Annotated in this window: 16 protein-coding genes, 1 tRNA gene and 1 pseudogene; 10 read left to right on the top strand and 8 right to left on the bottom strand. The window is 63.8% G+C overall.

The features are described 5' to 3' along the window. Positions 1 to 166: 166 nt before the first annotated feature. Positions 167 to 409: a sulfurtransferase TusA gene (tusA, locus tag SB765_RS21485; protein ID WP_016500764.1), complete on the top strand. Its 243-nt coding sequence runs from the start codon at positions 167 to 169 to the stop codon at positions 407 to 409. Between the two features lie 60 nt (positions 410 to 469). Then, complete coding sequence (gene pdxB, locus SB765_RS21490; RefSeq protein WP_410931869.1) at positions 470 to 1,612, top strand: 4-phosphoerythronate dehydrogenase PdxB; 1,143 nt, start codon at positions 470 to 472, stop codon at positions 1,610 to 1,612. Positions 1,613 to 1,720: 108 nt separating this feature from the next. Here pdxB and SB765_RS21495 read toward each other — a convergent pair whose 3' ends face one another. Beyond that, positions 1,721 to 1,894: a PA1571 family protein gene (locus SB765_RS21495; protein ID WP_193393751.1), complete on the bottom strand. Its 174-nt coding sequence runs from the start codon at positions 1,892 to 1,894 to the stop codon at positions 1,721 to 1,723. 208 nt (positions 1,895 to 2,102) lie between these two features. Between SB765_RS21495 and SB765_RS21500 the strand changes: the two genes are divergently transcribed. From SB765_RS21500 to SB765_RS21510, 3 genes and pseudogenes are all read left to right on the top strand, one after another. Then, complete coding sequence (locus SB765_RS21500; protein ID WP_410931870.1) at positions 2,103 to 3,866, top strand: ABC transporter transmembrane domain-containing protein; 1,764 nt, start codon at positions 2,103 to 2,105, stop codon at positions 3,864 to 3,866. Positions 3,867 to 4,629: 763 nt separating this feature from the next. After that, positions 4,630 to 4,740, top strand: a pseudogene (locus tag SB765_RS21505) (hypothetical protein); the annotation flags it as partial. A gap of 228 nt (positions 4,741 to 4,968) precedes the next feature. Next, a complete protein-coding gene (locus SB765_RS21510) occupies positions 4,969 to 5,673 on the top strand; it encodes a methyl-accepting chemotaxis protein (protein ID WP_410931980.1) in 705 nt (234 codons plus the stop codon). Between the two features lie 54 nt (positions 5,674 to 5,727). Here the strand turns inward: SB765_RS21510 and SB765_RS21515 are convergent. Further along, positions 5,728 to 5,804, bottom strand: a tRNA-Pro gene (locus SB765_RS21515). Between the two features lie 80 nt (positions 5,805 to 5,884). Next, positions 5,885 to 6,106: a YgdI/YgdR family lipoprotein gene (locus tag SB765_RS21520; protein WP_016485624.1), complete on the bottom strand. Its 222-nt coding sequence runs from the start codon at positions 6,104 to 6,106 to the stop codon at positions 5,885 to 5,887. 187 nt (positions 6,107 to 6,293) lie between these two features. On the opposite strand from SB765_RS21520, the gene moaB reads away from it, so the two are divergent. After that, positions 6,294 to 6,833, top strand: a complete 540-nt coding sequence (moaB, locus tag SB765_RS21525; RefSeq protein WP_341798037.1) for a molybdenum cofactor biosynthesis protein B — start codon at positions 6,294 to 6,296, stop codon at positions 6,831 to 6,833. Then, positions 6,817 to 8,043 (top strand): gephyrin-like molybdotransferase Glp, encoded by a 1,227-nt coding sequence (glp, locus tag SB765_RS21530; RefSeq protein WP_341798038.1) that lies wholly within the window; start codon positions 6,817 to 6,819, stop codon positions 8,041 to 8,043. Before moaB ends, glp begins: the two co-directional genes overlap by 17 nt. On the opposite strand, the gene SB765_RS21535 is transcribed toward glp, so the two are convergent. Further along, the gene (locus SB765_RS21535) at positions 8,032 to 9,279 is read right to left on the bottom strand and encodes a glycosyltransferase family 4 protein (protein ID WP_341798039.1); all 1,248 of its coding nucleotides are present in this window, start codon (positions 9,277 to 9,279) and stop codon (positions 8,032 to 8,034) included. The genes glp and SB765_RS21535 overlap by 12 nt on opposite strands. 309 nt (positions 9,280 to 9,588) lie before the next feature. Between SB765_RS21535 and yegS the strand changes: the two genes are divergently transcribed. After that, positions 9,589 to 10,476 carry a lipid kinase YegS gene (yegS, locus tag SB765_RS21540; protein WP_341798040.1) on the top strand — a complete coding sequence of 296 codons (888 nt, stop codon included), beginning with the start codon at positions 9,589 to 9,591 and terminating at the stop codon, positions 10,474 to 10,476. On the opposite strand, the gene SB765_RS21545 is transcribed toward yegS, so the two are convergent. The 3 genes from SB765_RS21545 to SB765_RS21555 form a co-directional block, all read right to left on the bottom strand. Further along, entirely contained in the window at positions 10,460 to 11,119 is a 660-nt protein-coding gene (locus tag SB765_RS21545; RefSeq protein ID WP_410931871.1) for a response regulator, read from the bottom strand. The two genes, yegS and SB765_RS21545, sit on opposite strands and share 17 nt — an antisense overlap. Next, positions 11,109 to 12,005, bottom strand: coding sequence for a sensor histidine kinase (locus SB765_RS21550; protein WP_341798042.1), 897 nt, complete (start codon positions 12,003 to 12,005; stop codon positions 11,109 to 11,111). Before SB765_RS21550 ends, SB765_RS21545 begins: the two co-directional genes overlap by 11 nt. A gap of 365 nt (positions 12,006 to 12,370) precedes the next feature. Continuing rightward, a complete protein-coding gene (locus SB765_RS21555; RefSeq protein ID WP_410931872.1) occupies positions 12,371 to 12,880 on the bottom strand; it encodes a histidine kinase in 510 nt (169 codons plus the stop codon). Positions 12,881 to 13,230: 350 nt separating this feature from the next. On the opposite strand from SB765_RS21555, the gene SB765_RS21560 reads away from it, so the two are divergent. Further along, positions 13,231 to 14,166, top strand: a complete 936-nt coding sequence (locus SB765_RS21560) for a chemotaxis protein CheV (protein ID WP_341798044.1) — start codon at positions 13,231 to 13,233, stop codon at positions 14,164 to 14,166. Between the two features lie 55 nt (positions 14,167 to 14,221). Continuing rightward, on the top strand, positions 14,222 to 15,025 hold the full coding sequence (locus tag SB765_RS21565) for an MOSC domain-containing protein (protein WP_410931873.1): 804 nt from the start codon (positions 14,222 to 14,224) through the stop codon (positions 15,023 to 15,025). Between the two features lie 129 nt (positions 15,026 to 15,154). Here the strand turns inward: SB765_RS21565 and SB765_RS21570 are convergent, their stop codons facing one another. Continuing rightward, positions 15,155 to 17,080, bottom strand: coding sequence for a transglycosylase SLT domain-containing protein (locus tag SB765_RS21570; protein WP_410931874.1), 1,926 nt, complete (start codon positions 17,078 to 17,080; stop codon positions 15,155 to 15,157). Between the last annotated feature and the right edge of the window lie 178 nt (positions 17,081 to 17,258).

Here is a 17,258-nt window from a genome sequence, read left to right on the forward strand (position 1 = left end):
AGAGCAAGAGCAAGAGCAAGAGCAAGAGCAAGAGCAAGAGCAAGAGCAAGAGCAAGAGCAAGAGCAAGAGCAAGAGCTGGGCTGGCGGGCAGCTGCGCATTTCTCAAGCGGTGCTTGGACCGCGTCGCGCTATGCGCGACAATGGCGATCATTTTCGGAGCCCCCCATGACCGATTTCACCCCCGACGCCATCCTCGATGCCACCGGCCTGAACTGCCCGGAACCGGTGATGATGCTGCACCAGCACGTGCGCGACCTGGCCGCCGGCGGCCTGCTCAAGGTTATCGCCACCGACCCGTCGACCCGCCGCGACATCCCCAAGTTCTGCAACTTCCTCGGCCACGAACTGCTGCAGCAGCAAGAAGACGCCGGTACCTTCCTGTACTGGATTCGCAAGAAAGCCGACTGAAGCGCTCTGGAACACGCCCGACGTTGCGCCTACACTGCGTTCCCCAGACAGGAGAGCGCCATGCTGATAGTTGCCGACGAGAACATCCCGCTGCTCGATGCCTTTTTCCAGGGTTTCGGTGAAATCCGCCGTTACCCCGGCCGAAGTCTCGATGCCGCCAGCGTCAAGGACGCCGATATCCTGCTGGTGCGCTCGGTAACCAAAGTCGACCGCCAGTTGCTCGAAGGCAGCCGCGTACGCTTTGTCGGCACCTGCACCATCGGTACCGATCACCTGGACCTGGACTACTTTGCCGAAGCCGGCATTTGCTGGAGCAGTGCGCCGGGCTGCAATGCCCGCGGTGTGGTCGACTACGTGCTGGGCAGCCTGTTGACCCTGGCCGAGCTGGATGGCGCGGCACTCCCCGAGCGGGTGTATGGCGTGGTGGGCGCGGGTGAAGTGGGTGGCCGCCTGGTGCGGGTGCTGCACGGCCTGGGCTGGAAGGTGCTGGTGTGCGATCCGCTACGCCAGGCCGCCGAGGGCGGCAACTACGTCAGCCTCGAAACCATCGTGCAACAGTGCGATGTGATCAGCCTGCATACCCCGTTGCAGCGCGATGGCGAGCACCCGACCTGGCACCTGTTAGGCCAAGCGCAGCTGGCGCAGTTGCGGCCGGGTGCCTGGCTGATCAACGCCAGCCGTGGTCCGGTGGTGGACAACGCCGCCCTGCGCGAGCTGCTGCTGGACCGTGAAGACGTGCACGCAGTGCTGGACGTGTGGGAGGGCGAGCCACAGGTCGACCTGCAACTGGCCGACCTGTGCACATTGGCCTCACCGCACATTGCCGGCTACAGCCTCGACGGCCGCCAGCGTGGCACGGCGCAGATCTACCAGGCGCTGTGCCGGTTCCTGGGTGCGGACGAGCAGGTGCAACTGGCCGACTTGCTGCCCCGACCGCCGCTGGCGCAAATCGAACTGGATGCCAGCACTGACCCGGCCTGGGCCTTGGCGACCCTGTGCCGCGCGGTGTACGACCCACGCCGCGACGATGCCGACTTCCGCCGCAGCCTGAGTGACGACCCGCAGCAGCAGCGTGCGGCGTTCGACCAGCTGCGCAAGCAATACCCGCCGCGGCGCGAGATCGAAGGGTTGGCAGTGCGCTTGCGTGGGGAGTCGCCGCAGTTGGCGCAGCTGGTGAGTGCCTTGGGGGCGGAGTTGGTCTGACAAGCTCGCAATTCCCCCAGGTTTTTACAGCCCCTGTAGGAGCGGCGTACAGCGGCTGTCAGGCAATAAAAACCCGGCGCAGGCGCCGGGTTGCAAAAAAATCGCTGATCAACCTTTGTGTACGCGCTCGACCCGGCTTTCTTCCAGGGCCTTGCAGGCCTGCTGGATCATCTGCTCGGTAATTGGCACTTCGCGCCCCTTGCCGTCGATGATCGAACCGCATGCCTGGGGTGGCGGGGTGGTCTGAGGCTTCTGGTTGTCACTGCCATGCTGCAAGCTCATGCACTGTCTCCTCTTCAGGTTCAAGTTCAGGGTAGCCCTGCGCCGTGACTGGGCTGTGACAGCTTCTGTGTCACGGCAGCAACAGTCCAACAGAAACCCTGTGAAAGCTCCATCATCTGTTTAGACCGATGCGTTATAGCAACCTGCATGCATTCCCCCTGCCGGATGAGTGGTAGTCTGCGGTTTCCCCGCCATCGTAGCCGCCGCCATGCCCGATTCGGTTTCCCCTCGCCAACGCCGAGCCTTGCGCCTGGCCTGGCAGTTCGTTCGTCCGTACCGTCGACAGGTGCTGCTGGCCTTGTTGGCCCTGGTGGTTACCGCCGCCATCACGCTGTCCATGGGGCAGGGCATCCGCCTGCTGGTAGACCAGGGCTTCATGACCCGCTCGGCGCACCAGCTCAACCAGACCATCGGCCTGTTCCTGCTGCTGGTGCTGGCCCTGGCGGTGGGCACCTTCAGCCGTTTCTACCTGGTGTCGTGGATTGGCGAGCGTTGCGTGGCCGATATCCGTCGTGCCGTGTTCGACCACCTGATCGGCCTGCACCCCGGCTTTTTCGAAGACAACCGCAGTTCCGAGATCCAGTCGCGGCTGACCGCCGATACCACCTTGCTGCAATCGGTTATCGGCTCATCGCTGTCGATGTTCCTGCGCAACGCGCTGATGGTCATTGGTGGTGTGGTGCTGTTGTTCATCACCAACCCCAAGCTCACCAGCATCGTGGTGGTCGCCTTGCCGCTGGTGCTGGCACCGATCCTGCTGTTTGGTCGCAGGGTGCGCAGCCTGTCGCGCCAGAGCCTGGACCGGGTGGCCGATGTGGGCAGCTACGTGGCCGAGACCCTGGGGCAGATCAAGACGGTACAGGCCTACAACCACCAGGCGCATGACCGCGAACGGTTCGCCGACACGGTCGAAGCCGCCTTTGGCGTGGCCCGCAAGCGGATTGCCCAGCGTGCCTGGCTGATTACCCTGGTGATCGTGCTGGTGCTGGGGGCAGTGGGGGTGATGCTGTGGGTCGGCGGCATGGATGTGATCGCCGGGCGTATCTCCGCAGGCGAACTGGCGGCGTTCGTGTTCTACAGCCTGATCGTCGGTAGCGCGTTCGGCACCCTCAGTGAGGTGATCGGCGAGCTGCAACGGGCAGCGGGTGCGGCCGAGCGCATTGCCGAGCTTTTGGCGGCGCGCAGTGCGATCCTGCCACCCACCGTGGCGCAGGCGCTACCGCAGCAACGGGCCAGTGGACGTATCGAGTTGCAGCAGTTGGTGTTCGCCTACCCGTCACGGCCCTCGGTGGCAGCCGTCGATGGCCTGAGCCTGGTCATCGAGCCCGGGCAGACCGTGGCCCTGGTTGGCCCCTCGGGGGCGGGCAAGTCGACCCTGTTCGATTTGCTGCTGCGCTTTTACGACCCACAGCAAGGGCGCATCCTGCTCGATGGCCTGCCGGTTACCGAGCTGGACCCCGACCAGTTGCGCCGCCAGTTCGCCCTGGTGGCGCAAAACCCCTCACTGTTTCGCGGAACGGTGGAGGCCAATATCCGTTATGGCCGGCCCGATGCGACCCTGGCCGAAGTCGAAGCAGCGGCGCACGGTGCCCATGCCGACGAATTCATCCGGCAGCTACCGCAAGGCTACCAGACGCCCTTGGGCGAGGGTGGCATCGGCCTTTCTGGCGGGCAACGCCAGCGCCTGGCGATTGCCCGGGCGTTGCTGGTGGATGCACCGATCCTGCTGCTGGACGAGGCCACCAGCGCGCTCGACGCGCAGAGCGAACACTTGATCCAGCAGGCGTTGCCCAGCCTGATGGCCGGGCGTACCACGCTGGTGATCGCCCATCGGCTGGCCACGGTGCAGCATGCCGAGCGCATTGCGGTCATCGACAAGGGCCGGGTGGTGGCGGTGGGTACCCACCGCCAGCTGGTCGAGGAAAGCCCGCTGTATGCGCGGCTGGCGGCCTTGCAATTCACCAGCGGCTAACGCTTCGCGAGTTTGTAACAATTTTGTAGCAATTGCCTGAGAATATCTGGCTCAACTGTTGCGTAAGTGCTCGACCTGGCTGCCATTGCTTGATGGCAGCTTTTTTTTGGCCTGCCAACAAGGACATGGAATGTCTTACCTGGTGTTGCGGATGCGCGCCGTTCCTTTCCTTCCGGTTTCGAGATCCACGATGTTGCGTAAATCCCTCAGAGTGCAAATTCTCTCGCTGCTCGGCGGCAGCCTGGTGGCGATGCTGTTGATCGCCCTGGTGTGTTTCCAGTTTTTGTCGTCCAGCGTGCGCGGTTATGCCGAGCTGGTGGAGGGGCCGCTGCGGGCCTCGCAATTGATCGATGAAGCCAACCTGCAGTTCAAGATCCAGGTGCAGGAATGGAAGAACGTGCTGTTGCGCGGGCGCCAGCCGGCTGAGATGGACAAGTACTGGCAGCAGTTTCAGGCTCGCGAACAGCAGGTGCAACAACTGCTCGGGCAACTGATCGACAGCAGCGACGCCAGGCTCAAGGCGCCGTTGCAGCAACTGCGTGACAGCCATCGGCAGTTGGGCCAGGCCTATGCGCAGGGCCGTCAGGCCTTCCTCGCCGCCGGTGGCGACCCGGTAGCCGGCGACCTGGCGGTGAAGGGTGTAGACCGCGCCGCCAGTGAGCAGATGAGCGAACTGGTCGAGCAACTGCGTGCCGATGCCCGCCAGCGTGCGGCCAGCATCAACGCCAGTGCCGAACGCACGGTATGGCTGGGCTTGCTGGTGATGCTGGCCTCGGCGGTACTGGTGGGGCTGTTCAGCCTGTGGCTGGTCAACCGCAGCCTGATCGAGCCGATCCGCCAGTTGATCGAGTACGTCGCGCAGCTTAGCCAGGGCCGTTTTGCCGCCCGCGTGGACAGCCGCCGCGAGGACGAACTGGGGCGCCTGGCGCGGGCGGCCAACACCTTGCGCGACTTTCTCGCCGACACCGTCGGCCGGCTGAAGGACAATGCCCAGGAGCTGGAAGGTGCCAGTGGCCAGTTGCGCAGCATTGCCGGCGACATGGCCCGCGGCACCCATGACCAGTTCCAGCGCACCGACCAGGTGGCCACGGCCATGCACGAGATGTCTGCCACTGCCCAGGAAGTGGCCCGCCATGCCGCTGAAGCTGCCCGCGCAGCGGATGACGCCGACCACAGTGCCCAGGCGGGTGAGCAGGTGATGCAGCAGACCATCGATATCATTGGCGTGGTCAACCGCGAAATCGCCGGCACGGCGGCGGTAATCCGCGACCTGGAACACGACAGCACGCGCATCGGCAAAGTGCTCGAAGTGATCCGCGGTATTGCCGAGCAAACCAACCTGCTGGCGCTGAACGCGGCCATCGAAGCGGCCCGTGCCGGCGAGGCCGGGCGTGGCTTTGCGGTGGTGGCCGATGAGGTGCGCAGCCTGGCCCAGCGCACGGCAGCTTCGATTGCCGAGATCCATCAGATCATCGAAGCGGTGCAGTCAGGTGCGGTTGAAGCGGTCAAGGCCATCGAAAGCGGCCAGCAGCGAAGCGAAGAGGGGGCCGAGCAGGTGCAGCAGGCCGGGCAGATGCTGCAGCGCATCACCCAGGCGGTAGAGGCGATCCGCGACATGAACCGGCAGATCGCCACGGCGGCAGAAGAACAGACCAGCGTGGCCGAAGACATCTCGCGCAACCTGATCGAAATCACCTGCATTGCCACGGCCAACCAGGAGTCGGTGCAGCACACCGAGCAGGCGGGGCAACGCCTGCATGGGTTGTCCGGGCAGCTGGGCGAAGTAACCTCGCGCCTGAGCGCCTGACACTTTTCAGGGGCAACAAAAAGCCCGCGCAAGGCGGGCTTTTTGAAAAGGATCTGGTCGGAGAGACAGGATTCGAACCTGCGGCCTTCTCGTCCCGAACGAGACGCGCTACCTGGCTGCGCTACACTCCGATGAACAAAATCCTACTGCATCCCGTTTTCGCCCACAAGCCCTTGTTGTTGTAGGGGCCTTTGCCAAAACAGGTGCTTGATCAGAGCTCTTTGACGGTGCGGATCTGGTCCTTGTTCAGGCGCGTGCGCTTACCGTCGAGTTGCTCGAATTCGTAGAAACCGGAGTCTTCGTCGAAGGAGGGTTTATCCGTTGCCTGGATCTCCCGGCCATCGTTCAGGGTGATGACGGTAGGGGTCGAGCAGCCAGCGAGGGCGCCCAGGCCCAAGGCTAGCAGGAAGGCGGGTAGGGTCCGTTTGATCATCGTGTTTCTCCAAGTGCGATGGTGCTAGATGACATTTATGACGCAGGACATTAGTGTAAGTTCACTCCAAGTGCAGCATAGCGACAAATCTGTCTTCTTGATCCAAGGCAAGGCTGATGGCGCAACGCCGGGCAAAGGTACGCTGTGATATAACTGCGGCCATCTCATCCTGTTGTGACGGACACCCATGAAAGCCAAGGCAGATACCCCCTTCGTGGCGCTGAACATCGCCGTGCTGACGGTCAGCGACACTCGCACCTTCGACACCGACACCTCTGGCCAGCTGTTCGTCGACCGCCTGAGCGCAGCGGGCCACCGCCTGGCCGAGCGCGTACTGCTGAAAGACGACCTGTACAAGATCCGCGCCCAGGTCGCCACCTGGATTGCCGATGACTACGTGCAGGTGGTACTGATCACCGGTGGCACCGGCTTTACCGGCCGTGACAGCACGCCCGAGGCGGTGGCCTGCCTGCTGGACAAGCAGGTCGAAGGCTTTGGCGAGCTGTTCCGGCAGATTTCCGTGGCCGACATCGGCACCTCCACCGTGCAGTCGCGCGCCCTGGCCGGGTTGGCCAACGGCACCTTGGTGTGCTGCCTGCCGGGCTCGACCAATGCGGTGCGCACCGGCTGGGACGGCATCCTGGCGGAGCAGCTCGATGCACGCCATCGCCCATGCAACTTCGTGCCGCACCTGAAGCAGGCAGCGGCCTGTGACAGCCGTGGCTGAGGCTAGCCAGGCCCGGCCATTGATGCCGGTGGAGCAAGCCCTGGAGCAACTGCTGGCGCTGGCCGAAGCGGCGCCGATCCGTGACACCGAGAACCTGCCGTTGGCCGAGGCCGAGGGCCGCGTGCTGGCCACTGACCTGGTGGCCACGCTCGACCTGCCGCCCTGGCCGAACAGTGCCATGGACGGCTATGCCTTGCGCAAGGCCGACTGGCAGGGCGAGCCACTGCCGGTCAGCCAGAGGATCTTCGCCGGCCATGCGCCGCAGCCCCTGCAGCCGGGCACCTGCGCGCGCATCTTCACCGGGGCGCCAGTGCCTGAAGGTGCCGATTGCGTCGAGATGCAGGAAAACACCGAAGTGGCCGAAGACGGTCGGGTGCGCTTTCTCGAGCCCTTGCATGCCGATCAGAACATCCGCCCTCAAGGCCAGGAGACCCGCAAGGGCGAGCAGGTGATGAGCGCCGGCACCCGGCTGGGGCCTATCGAACTGGGCCTGGCGGCGACCCTGGGCCACGGCCGACTGGACGTGGTGCGCAAAGTGCGGGTGGCGGTGCTGTCCACGGGTGACGAACTGGTCGAGCCCGGCCTGCCGCTGGGGCCGGGGCAAATCTACAACAGCAACCGCCGGCTGCTGGTCAGCTGGTTGCAGCGGCTGGGCTGCGACGTGGTCGATGCAGGCATCCTGCCTGATGATTTGGCGCTTACCCGCGCCTGTTTGGCCTCGCTTGGCGACGTTGATCTGATCTTGTCTACCGGTGGTGTCTCGGTGGGCGAGGCCGATTACCTGGGTGCAGCCCTACGCGAGGCGGGCGAGCTGGCCTTGTGGAAGCTGGCGATCAAGCCGGGCAAGCCACTCACCTTCGGCCACTTCCAGGGCGTACCGGTGATCGGCCTGCCGGGTAACCCGGCCTCTACCCTGGTCACCTTTGGCCTGCTGACCAGGCCCTATCTGTTACGTCGCCAGGGCGTGGGCGATGTCACGCCGCTGCGCTTCGACATGCCGGCAGGCTTTGACTGGCCCAAGGCCGGCAAGCGGCGCGAGTACCTGCGTGCACGCATCGAGCAGGGCCAGGTGCGTATCTACAAGAACCAGAGCTCCGGTGTGCTGCGCAGCGCAGCGTGGGCCGAAGGTTTGGTGGAAGTGCGAGAGGGCAGCACGCCGAAACAGGGCGACAGCGTGCCGTTCATTCCCTTCAGCGAGCTACTTGGCTGAGCGGCCCAGCCAGGCACTGCCCAGCGGCGCGGCGTCGGCCGGCGCTGCCTGGGCCAGGCGCATGTGCACGTTCTCCAGTTGCTGGGCGGCCACGCTCCAGTCGTGGCGTTGGCGGGCGAACTGGCGCCCGGCAGCGCTCAACTGGCTCATGCGCCAGGGCTGGTTGAGCAGTTGGGTGATCAGCAGGGCCAACTGGTCGCCGTCATCACTGCCCAGATAGTGCTCGCCGTTGTTTGCGGTCAGGCCCGATACGCCTTTGCCGGTGGTGATCACCGGTAGGCCTGCGGCCATGGCCTCCAGGATTTTTACCTTGGAGCCCCCGGCATAGCGCAGCGGCGCGAAGAACAGTGCCGAACGCTTTTGCAGCTCACGCAGGTCAGGGCGGTAGCCAAACCATTCGATGCGCGGGTCGTTCCAGTGCAGTTTCCAGCTGGCCGGCAGGGCATGCCCGGCTATTGCCAGGCGCACAGCCGGGTTGCTCATCCACACCTGCGGCATGATGTCTTCCAGCGCCCACTCGATGGCCTCGAGGTTGGCGCCATATTCGAAGTTGCCGACGAACAGCAGGCGCTGGCTGTGTAACGCGGGCTCCACGTGCTGGTAGAAGTCACAATCCACTCCGTTGACCACCACATTCACCGGTCGCCCGCTGATCTGCGCGATCAGCTCGGCGTCGTGGGCGCTGACTGCCACCAGCTCGGTGGGCTGGCATAGCACCCGCTGTTCCCAGCGCCGGTAGCGCCAGCGGTCGAAGGCGTTGAGTGGGCGCAGCCACAGGGGCAGCCGGTCATGGCAGGCACCGCCCATCACCGACTCGAGCGTGTGTTCGCTGAGCATGTAGGGCAACCCGCGGGCCTGCAGGGCCTTCTCGAACGGTTGAAAACTGTAGCTGTGCTCGATCTGGATCACGTCCCAGGGTTCGTCCAGCAATTGCTCGAAACGGTGCCGCAGGCAAGGGGACAGGCCGTTGATGATGGCCCGCATGGGGTAGTCGATGATGGGCGAAGCCAATAGGTTCAGCGGGCTGTGCAACGGCCGACGGGGCATTACGATCAGGCGTTCGAGCAGTGGCTCCAGGGCTTCGCGGGCTGTATCGCTGAGGGGGATTTTCGACTGCGCCAACAGGGTAATGCGGTGGCCCTGCTGTGCCAGTGCGCGCATCAGGTGGTATTGCCGGGTTTTGCTACCGCTGGTGGTCGGCCAGGGTAGGTAGGGCAGTGTCCAGAGAATGCGCATGACCCGGAATCCTCGTGAAAGGCCGCGGATGAAAAGACGCGCCCATCGGCAGTGTGCTGAACACCACTGCCGGGGCGCGTCCATGGCTAGGGTTTCGAGCCCGGCAAACAGAAGTCAAAAGGCTGACTTCCCAGGTAGCTGTGTTTGCCTAGGTCAAAAACTTGTCAAAAGTTCATTTTCTGAGCATAGCGCGCATTGTCGGGTGTGGGAAAAAGACCACGCTGGCTTCGGTATTTTTTTGTGGGCATGCAACGATCGGTGAGCGGGCATGGTCGAGATCTGGGTCGGTCAACTTCACGGAGAAGCGCGATGCAAAGGCGCAAGGCAATGCTGATCCTGCATGGCAAGCAGGCGATGAATGAAGCGCTGCGCAGCGCCGTTTGCGACCTGCGCGATACCGGCTGGGTGCTGGATGTGCGTGTCACCTGGGAGGCGGGTGACGCGCAGCGCCTGGTCGGCGAGGCGCTCGCGGCGGGCTACAGCCATATCGTCGCAGGCGGTGGCGACGGCACTTTACGGGATGTGGCCGAGGCCATGGGCCTGGCAGATGCCGAGGCCAGCCTGGCGCTGTTGCCGCTGGGCACGGCCAACGATTTCGCCAAAGCCGCCGGCATACCCCTGGAGCCTGCAGAGGCACTGGCGCTGCTGAATACACCGGCGCAGGCTATCGACCTGGGCCAGGCCGGCGACCAGTTGTTCCTCAACATGGCCACGGGCGGGTTTGGTAGCCAGGTCACCGCCAACACCTCCGAAGACCTGAAGAAGGTGCTGGGTGCTGCGGCCTACCTGTTTACCGGGTTGTCGCGCTTCAGCGAGCTGCAGGCAGCCTCGGTGGAACTGCAAGGGCCTGACTTCCAGTGGCAAGGGAGCCTGCTGGCGCTGGGTATCGGCAATGGTCGCCAGGCGGGCGGCGGGCAAGTGCTGTGCCCTGAGGCGGTGGTGAATGACGGCTTGCTCGACATTGCCATCCTGCCAGCGCCGCAAGAGGTAGTCGGGGCACTGCGCGACCTGTTGGCCGGTGACGGGCTTTTCGTCCGCGCCAGGTTGCCCTGGGTCGAGATCAAGAGCGCGCAGGGCCTGGACATCAACCTCGATGGCGAGCCGTTGCAGGCCGGCAACCTGCGCTTTCAGGCCAAGCCTGGCGCGTTACACCTGCACCTGCCGGCCGGGTCGCCGCTGCTTAGTCATCCAGGCTGATGATTTTCTCGCGTACAGCGAACAGCACCAGGCCGGCCACATCATGAATCTGCAGGCGCTTCATGATTTGCGAGCGGTGGGTTTCCACGGTCTTGATCGACAGGCCCAGGCCCGCGGCGATTTCCCGGGTGGACTTGCCGCGCACGATCAGGCGCAGGATTTCCAGTTGTCGCGCAGTGAGGTTATGCCGTTCGCCAGTCGCTTGGTTGCCCTGCTTGGTGTGCCGTAGGGCCTGGTTGATGACGGTGTGGGCAATGGCCGGGCTGAGGTACCGCTCGCCTTTGCGCACTGCGCTCAGGGCCTGCTCCAGCTCGGTGGCGCTGGTGTCCTTGAGCAGGTAGCCGTGGGCGCCGCTTTCCAGGGCCCGCATGATCAGGTCAGGGTCGGTGTGCATCGACAGGATCAGCACCTTGCATGTACTTGCGCTTGCCCGCAGTTGGGTGAGGGCGTCCAGGCCGCTGGTCGACCGCATGGAGATGTCCAGCAAGACGATGTCGGGCGCCAGCGCGCGCACCTGTTCGAGCAGTTGGCTGCCGTCGTCGGCTTCACCGATCACGTCATAGCCGGGGATGTCGCAGACCAGTGCGCGCACACCGGCGCGGATCAGCGAGTGGTCGTCAACCAGCAGCAGTCTACAGGTCATGGGTGGCCTTGCTCCCGGCGCGTTGCTGGGTACGCGCAGGCCACGGGAACACCGCCTCGATACGCGTACCCAAGCCGAGCTGGCTGGTGATGTCGAGGCTACCCTGCAAGGCGGTGACCCGTTCCTGCATGCCAGCCAGGCCGCGCTGGCCTGCGTCGGCCGGGTGCCGTGCCGGGACGAAACCACGGCCATCGTCGTGGATCGACAACGCCAGCCCCTCAGGGGTGCGCTGCAGCTGGATGATCAGGTTATCTGCCTGGGCGTGGCGCAGCATGTTGGTCACGGCCTCCTGGGTAATGCGAAACACCGCCATGGCCACAGCTTCGTCGATGCCGCCCAGGCGCTGGTTGCACGCCAGGCTCCAGTGCACGCTGCTGCTGGCCAGGGTACGCACCAGGTGCGCGCGCAGGCTGGCTTCCAGGCCCAGGCTGGCCAATTGCCGAGGGTTGAGCAGGGCGGACACGTCGCGTACGTTGTCCAAGGTGTCATCCAGCGTGCTGCGCAGGGTGTTGCAGTGGCCTTGCAGCTCGTCGGGCATGCGCCTTTGCAGCCACTGCAGCTGCAGCTTGGCGGCAGTGAGCAGCTGGCCGATGTCGTCGTGCAGTTCCCGGCCCAAGTGCTGGCGCTCGTCTTCCTGGACCTTGAGCATGCGCTCGGCCAGTTCTGCCGGGCGCAGGCTGATCGACTTGGCGCTCAGGCCCAGGTAGACGACGGTGCCCAGCGTAGCGACCAGTTGCAGCACCAGCAGGCTGGCCGGGGCTGCCTGGTTGGCCAGGTACAGCATCAGGTTGGCGACCAGCGAGGCCACGCATAACGCGGCCGTCACCCAACGCAGCAGGGCAACGCGGGAGCAGCAACGCAAAGAAGTCTTCAAGCGTGGAAGCATAGGTAGGGAAGCCACTGAAGTATTGCTGATGGAGGCCTTGCACAATGCTGCTCAGAGGCTTTGGCGCAGTACTTTCGATATTTTTTTGAGCACGTGATCGTTCAACCTTTATTCAGGTTGCAAGCGTTTATGGGGGCGCATATTACCACTTCGCACTGTATCGGTCGCGGCGGGGTAATGCCTTGAAACGCCTGCGGGTCGGGCACTGGCGAGTGGCAAAGTGCCACCCATTGATCGCGCATTACGTACTTGTAGTGCAACTAGCGCGTTAGAGATTCATCTTGGCCCCCGAAAACTTGGCTAACTTCCCTAGTTCGATCTTTGTGGGGCATGAACGAACGTGCTTAGTTGCACTTCGTGTCAGGTTAATACGGTGGGTTCCACCGGCCTGTGCCTGTGCCGCGTGCCACTGTAGCGTGCGGGTGGAGGCACACGCTGCCGTGCTCGTCGCAGGAGGTACAGGCTTGCGCAAACGGTTGCTTCACGACCTTGGCCAGGTCGCTGAGCAGCACCAGTTGCTCGCCGATGTCCAGGTTCAGCCGCCCGGTACGGGTATCGACCAGTTCCAGTTGCCAGGCCAGCAAGGTAAGGCAGGCCCCTAGCGCGGGCAGGGCTTCACGTTGCAGGCAGCCGCGGTGACAGGCGGGGGCAAGCAACTGATGCAGGGCATTGGTGTAATGGGCGACTTCACGCAGGCCCAAGCGTGTAGCCTGCCTGGCAAGGCTCTCGAGGGTGGTGTCCAGGCAGCGGCAGGCATCTGGATCATTGTCGATCAGTTCCAGATGCTGCAGACACTCCTGGGCCTGGGTCAGCAAGACCTGGGCATCCAGCAGATAACCCTGCAGGGCGTCATCGAACGATAAGGCAGTGTCCATGATCAGGTCCCCGCGCGTAGGGCAGGCGCAGGGGGCGGGCACGCCGAAACGATAGCTAGCAAAAGCCTGACTCCATTCATGCATTGAGAATGGCGTCACATTAATGGCTAAAGGATATCGCGAACATCAGGTTGCACCCGATTGCAGGTAGGGGTTTCCCTGATATCGAGCTCAGGTGGGGAACTTTTGTCGCGCTGCTGATTTGCCGTGTAATGCCCGCAGTAAAGCATGATGGTAAAGTGATATCAATTGCCTTCGCGGCATTTTCCCGCAAGGGTCAAGGTGCGCGTGAAGCCGCCGATACAGGGTGGATGCTTACACTTTTTTGACTCAAGCCTGGGGGTTTTCCAATGGCTGGCATTCTCGACACAGTAGACCAACGCACGCAACTGGTGGGTGAGAACCGCCTGGAAATTCTGATGTTTCGCCTGGCCGGCCGCCAGTTGTTCGCGATCAACGTGTTCAAGGTGCAGGAAGTGCTGCAACTGCCTAAGTTGACCCTGATGCCCCAGCGCCACGCCTTCGTCTGCGGGGTGGTCAACCTGCGCGGCCAGACCCTGCCAGTGATCGACCTGTCCCAGGCGATCGGCATGCGCCCGCTGCAGCCGGGGCCGGACAGCACCATCATCGTCACCGAGTACAACCGGTCGGTGCAGGCCTTCCTGGTGGGTGGTGTCGACCGTATCGTCAACATGAACTGGGAGTCGATCATGCCGCCGCCTGCCAGCGCCGGTCGCCAGCACTACCTGACCGCCATCACCAAGGTGGATGAAAAGCTGGTGGAGGTGATCGACGTGGAGAAGGTGCTGGCTGAGATTGTGCCGTACAACGCCCGGGTCTCCGGCGAGAAGCTCGCCGACCCGGTGCTGGCCCGTGCCCGCGGGCGCGAGGTGCTGCTGGTGGACGACTCCAGTGTGGCTCTGGCGCAATTGCGTGACACCCTGTCCCAGTTGGGGGTGAAGCTGCACGTGGCCAGTGACGGCCTGAAGGCGCTGCGCATGCTCAAGGGCTGGGCCGATGCGGGCGAGGATGTGTGCGAAAAGCTGCTGATGGTGTTCACTGACGCCGAAATGCCGGAAATGGACGGCTACCGGCTGACCACCGAGATTCGCAGCGATGCCCGTTTGCGCCAGCTCTACGTCGTGCTGCACACCTCGCTATCGGGCAGCTTCAATGAATCCATGGTGAAGAAGGTGGGTTGCGACAACTTCCTGTCCAAGTTCCAGCCTGATCGCCTGGTCGATGTGGTCAAGCAACGCCTGCTGCTGGATACTGCCACTGCGTGATCGCCGGGCCAGCCAGGTATAAGCTTGGCTTTTGGCATGACGCGAGGCGGCAGGGATGTTTCTCAGTGAGTTGTATCGATACCCGGTGAAGTCGGGCCAGGCGCAAAGCTTGCAGGCATCACGGGTGGGGCTGTTGGGGTTGCAGGGTGACCGGCGCTGGATGGTGGTCGAGGAAGAAACTGGACGCTTCCTGACCCAACGAGCCTGGCCACAACTTGGCCAGATCGACGCGCGTGATGACGACAACGGCCAGTTACTGCTGCAGGCGCCCGGGCTTGTGCCGTTGCGGGTGCCTGTACCTGCAGGCGATGACGGCCTGCGTGGCGTGACGATCTGGCGCGACACCCTGCGCGTGCCCGACGCTGGCGACGCAGCAGCGGCCTGGTTGAGCGCGTTGCTAGGCAAGGCCGTACGGCTGGTGCACTGCCCGGAGCAGCGCGCGCGTTACCTGCCCAATGGCTATGGCTACAACAGTGACCGGGCGGCGTTTCCCGACGGCTTTCCCTTGCTGCTGATTGGGCAGGGCTCGCTCGACGAGCTTAACCGGCGTATTGGCCGGCCCATGGAAATGCTGCGCTTTCGACCGAACCTGGTGGTGCAAGGGGCAGAACCGTTTGCCGAGGATGGCTGGAAGCGGATTCGCATTGGCAGCCTGGAATTTCGCGTGCTAAAGCCCAGTGTGCGGTGCATCTTCACGACCATCGACCCGGTCACCGGGGAGCGCAGTGCCGACCGCGAGCCGATGGCAACCCTCAAGACCTTCCGCGAGAAGGAGGGGGATGTGCTGTTCGGGCAGAACCTGGCGGTGGATGGCAGTGGGTGGCTTGAACCAGGAATGCAGGTGGAAGTTCTGGAGTGAATGTGCTGCCTGAACCGGCCCTATCGCCGGCAAGCCAGCTCCCACAGGTTCATCACAGGTTCGAAGACTTGTGCGCTACCTGTGGGAGCTGGCTTGCCGGCGATAGGGCCGGTTCAGGTTCAGCTGGCCTTACATGTCATCGAAATACCGCTCATGCCAATCCACCAGCGGCTGCGGCGAATTCAGCTTCTGCCCGTAGATCACCGAATAAGACAGCACGTTCTGTACATACTGGCGTGTTTCGTCGAACGGGATCGATTCAACCCACACATCGAAGCTCAGATGCTTGGCGCCTTTCAGCCACTGCCGCACGCGGCCGGGCCCGGCGTTGTAGGCCGCCGAGGCCAGCACCCGGTTGCCGTTGAACTGGCTGTGCACCTGGCTCAGGTAGGCCGCGCCCAGCTGGATGTTCTTGTCCGGGTTCAGCACCTGCGCCGGTGATGCCAGCGGGATGCTGAACTTGCGCGCGGTCTCTTTGGCCGTGGCCGGCATCAGCTGCATCAGGCCGCTGGCACCCACCGGCGAGCGCGCATCCTCCATGAATGCACTTTCCTGGCGGGTGATGGCGAATACCCAGCTCGAATGCAGGCCGCGGACCTTGGCTTCGCGCACCAGGGTGTCGCGGTGGGCCATCGGGAAGCGGATGTCCAGGTCGTCCCAGTATTGCGCCTGGCTGATGGTGCGGATGGCCGGGAAGTACCAGCGCAGGTCGTAGCCCAGGCGTGCCTGGGCAACCATTTCGTCGCGGGTGAAGTGGCGGCTGACGTGGTACCACTCGCGGCGGCCCTCGACGATCTGGCCACGGGCGTGGAATTCCAGTGCACGCTGGATGCCGGGCGTGTTGCGCACCTTCTTGACAAGTTGCGGGCTTAGCAGCAGCGGCTTGTTGTTCAGCTGGTATGGCGTCTGTGCCCGGTCGGCAGCGAGGAAGCCATAGAAGTCGCGCTCACGTGCCACGGTCTTGTACAGCAGCGGGATCTGCGGGTTGTTCGGCTGGGCCAGCTCCAGGCTGCGTGCCTGCCAGTATTTCCAACGGCTGCTGCTGGCCAGGTCCTGGGGCAGGCGCTTGGTCAGCTCGTAGGCGTCTTCCCAGCGGCCCAGGCGCAGCAGCAGGCGCAGGCGCCATTCGCTGACGGTGTTGTCGCGCAGTTCGGGGTCGTAGCGGGTCATCAGGTCGAGCGCGCGCGGGTCGTAGCGGCGAGCCAGGGTCAGGCCGATTTCGCGGGCGATGGCCACCTTCTCGTTGCGAGAGAAGTGCATGCGCTGGGCATAATCGTCGAGCAGTGCCATGGCCCGCTCCGGGTCCTGCCGGGCCAGGCGGCGCAGGCCGAGGCTGACGACATCGGACATGGCTTCGTTGACCGGGGTAAAGCGCGACGGCTGGTTGAGCAGCTCTGGCTTTTGCGCCACGTCGACCAGAAGCCGCCCCTGAGGGCCGAGGGTGGTCAGGGTCTTGACCAGGTTGTTGGCCAAAGCGTAGTTGCGCGCCTGGGCCGCCAGCTTGGTGCGTTCCCAGCGCTTGGCCTCGGTCAACTGGCCTTCGGCCGCCCACATGCCGAACAGCGTATCGCAGGCGGCAGGTTGCGACTTCCCGACGTTCCACAATTTGTCAGCTGTGACATAGCCCTCGGCGCGCAGGCCATGGCTGAGCTGATACTGGCCGTTGAGGCAGTCCAGTTCGGTGAAATTGAGCTTGGGGTCGTAGTATTTGACGAAGGTGTCCCATTCGCCGCGTTCGGCCAGCCAGCGTAGCCAGCGCAGTTTCATCCAGTTGGCCTGGGGCAGGTCGCCATGCTTGGCGAGAAAGCCTTCGATCTCCTGGTTGCTGGCGCTTTTGAGGCGGGCGGTAAGCTCGTCGTAGGCCAGGTAAGGTGTCAGCGGGTAGTCGCTCAGGGCTTGCGCATAGCGCAAGTACGGGCCTTTGTCGCCTTTGGCCAGCGCACGCTTGGCCTCGTCGTAGTACTGGCGTTGCTGGGTGAGGTCGGAGGCCTGCGCTGCACAGGTGGCAGCGGTGAGCAGCAGGCATGATGCAATGTGTAACAGGCGGCTGCGCATGATACGTCCGGGCAGTAGAACCATGGGGAAGTGACGGCGGAGCCAGCACTGTTGGAAGCAATTGCCTTAGCTTAGCTGTTTGCCGGCGGCGGGTGAAAGCACTGTGCTTGTATCGGGATATTAACTTCGACCAGATGTCGCAAAGCGCTCGTCGGGTGGCCAAGCGGATGCCGTCGAG

It is taken from the genome of Pseudomonas sp. SIMBA_067, from assembly GCF_046534675.1.
GTDB classification, from domain to species: Bacteria; Pseudomonadota; Gammaproteobacteria; order Pseudomonadales; family Pseudomonadaceae; genus Aquipseudomonas; species Aquipseudomonas putida.

Bases quoted from the DNA above. Each gene is read 5' to 3' on its own strand.
- tusA (WP_016500764.1), top strand. From the start codon at position 167: ATGACCGATTTCACCCCCGACGCCATCCTCGATGCCACCGGCCTGAAC.
- pdxB (WP_410931869.1), top strand. From the start codon at position 470: ATGCTGATAGTTGCCGACGAGAACATCCCGCTGCTCGATGCCTTTTTC.
- SB765_RS21495 (WP_193393751.1), bottom strand. From the start codon at position 1,894: ATGAGCTTGCAGCATGGCAGTGACAACCAGAAGCCTCAGACCACCCCG.
- SB765_RS21500 (WP_410931870.1), top strand. From the start codon at position 2,103: ATGCCCGATTCGGTTTCCCCTCGCCAACGCCGAGCCTTGCGCCTGGCC.
- SB765_RS21510 (WP_410931980.1), top strand. From the start codon at position 4,969: ATGTCTGCCACTGCCCAGGAAGTGGCCCGCCATGCCGCTGAAGCTGCC.
- SB765_RS21520 (WP_016485624.1), bottom strand. From the start codon at position 6,106: ATGATCAAACGGACCCTACCCGCCTTCCTGCTAGCCTTGGGCCTGGGC.
- moaB (WP_341798037.1), top strand. From the start codon at position 6,294: ATGAAAGCCAAGGCAGATACCCCCTTCGTGGCGCTGAACATCGCCGTG.
- SB765_RS21535 (WP_341798039.1), bottom strand. From the start codon at position 9,279: ATGCGCATTCTCTGGACACTGCCCTACCTACCCTGGCCGACCACCAGC.
- yegS (WP_341798040.1), top strand. From the start codon at position 9,589: ATGCAAAGGCGCAAGGCAATGCTGATCCTGCATGGCAAGCAGGCGATG.
- SB765_RS21545 (WP_410931871.1), bottom strand. From the start codon at position 11,119: ATGACCTGTAGACTGCTGCTGGTTGACGACCACTCGCTGATCCGCGCC.
- SB765_RS21550 (WP_341798042.1), bottom strand. From the start codon at position 12,005: ATGCTTCCACGCTTGAAGACTTCTTTGCGTTGCTGCTCCCGCGTTGCC.
- SB765_RS21555 (WP_410931872.1), bottom strand. From the start codon at position 12,880: ATGGACACTGCCTTATCGTTCGATGACGCCCTGCAGGGTTATCTGCTG.
- SB765_RS21560 (WP_341798044.1), top strand. From the start codon at position 13,231: ATGGCTGGCATTCTCGACACAGTAGACCAACGCACGCAACTGGTGGGT.
- SB765_RS21565 (WP_410931873.1), top strand. From the start codon at position 14,222: ATGTTTCTCAGTGAGTTGTATCGATACCCGGTGAAGTCGGGCCAGGCG.
- SB765_RS21570 (WP_410931874.1), bottom strand. From the start codon at position 17,080: ATGCGCAGCCGCCTGTTACACATTGCATCATGCCTGCTGCTCACCGCT.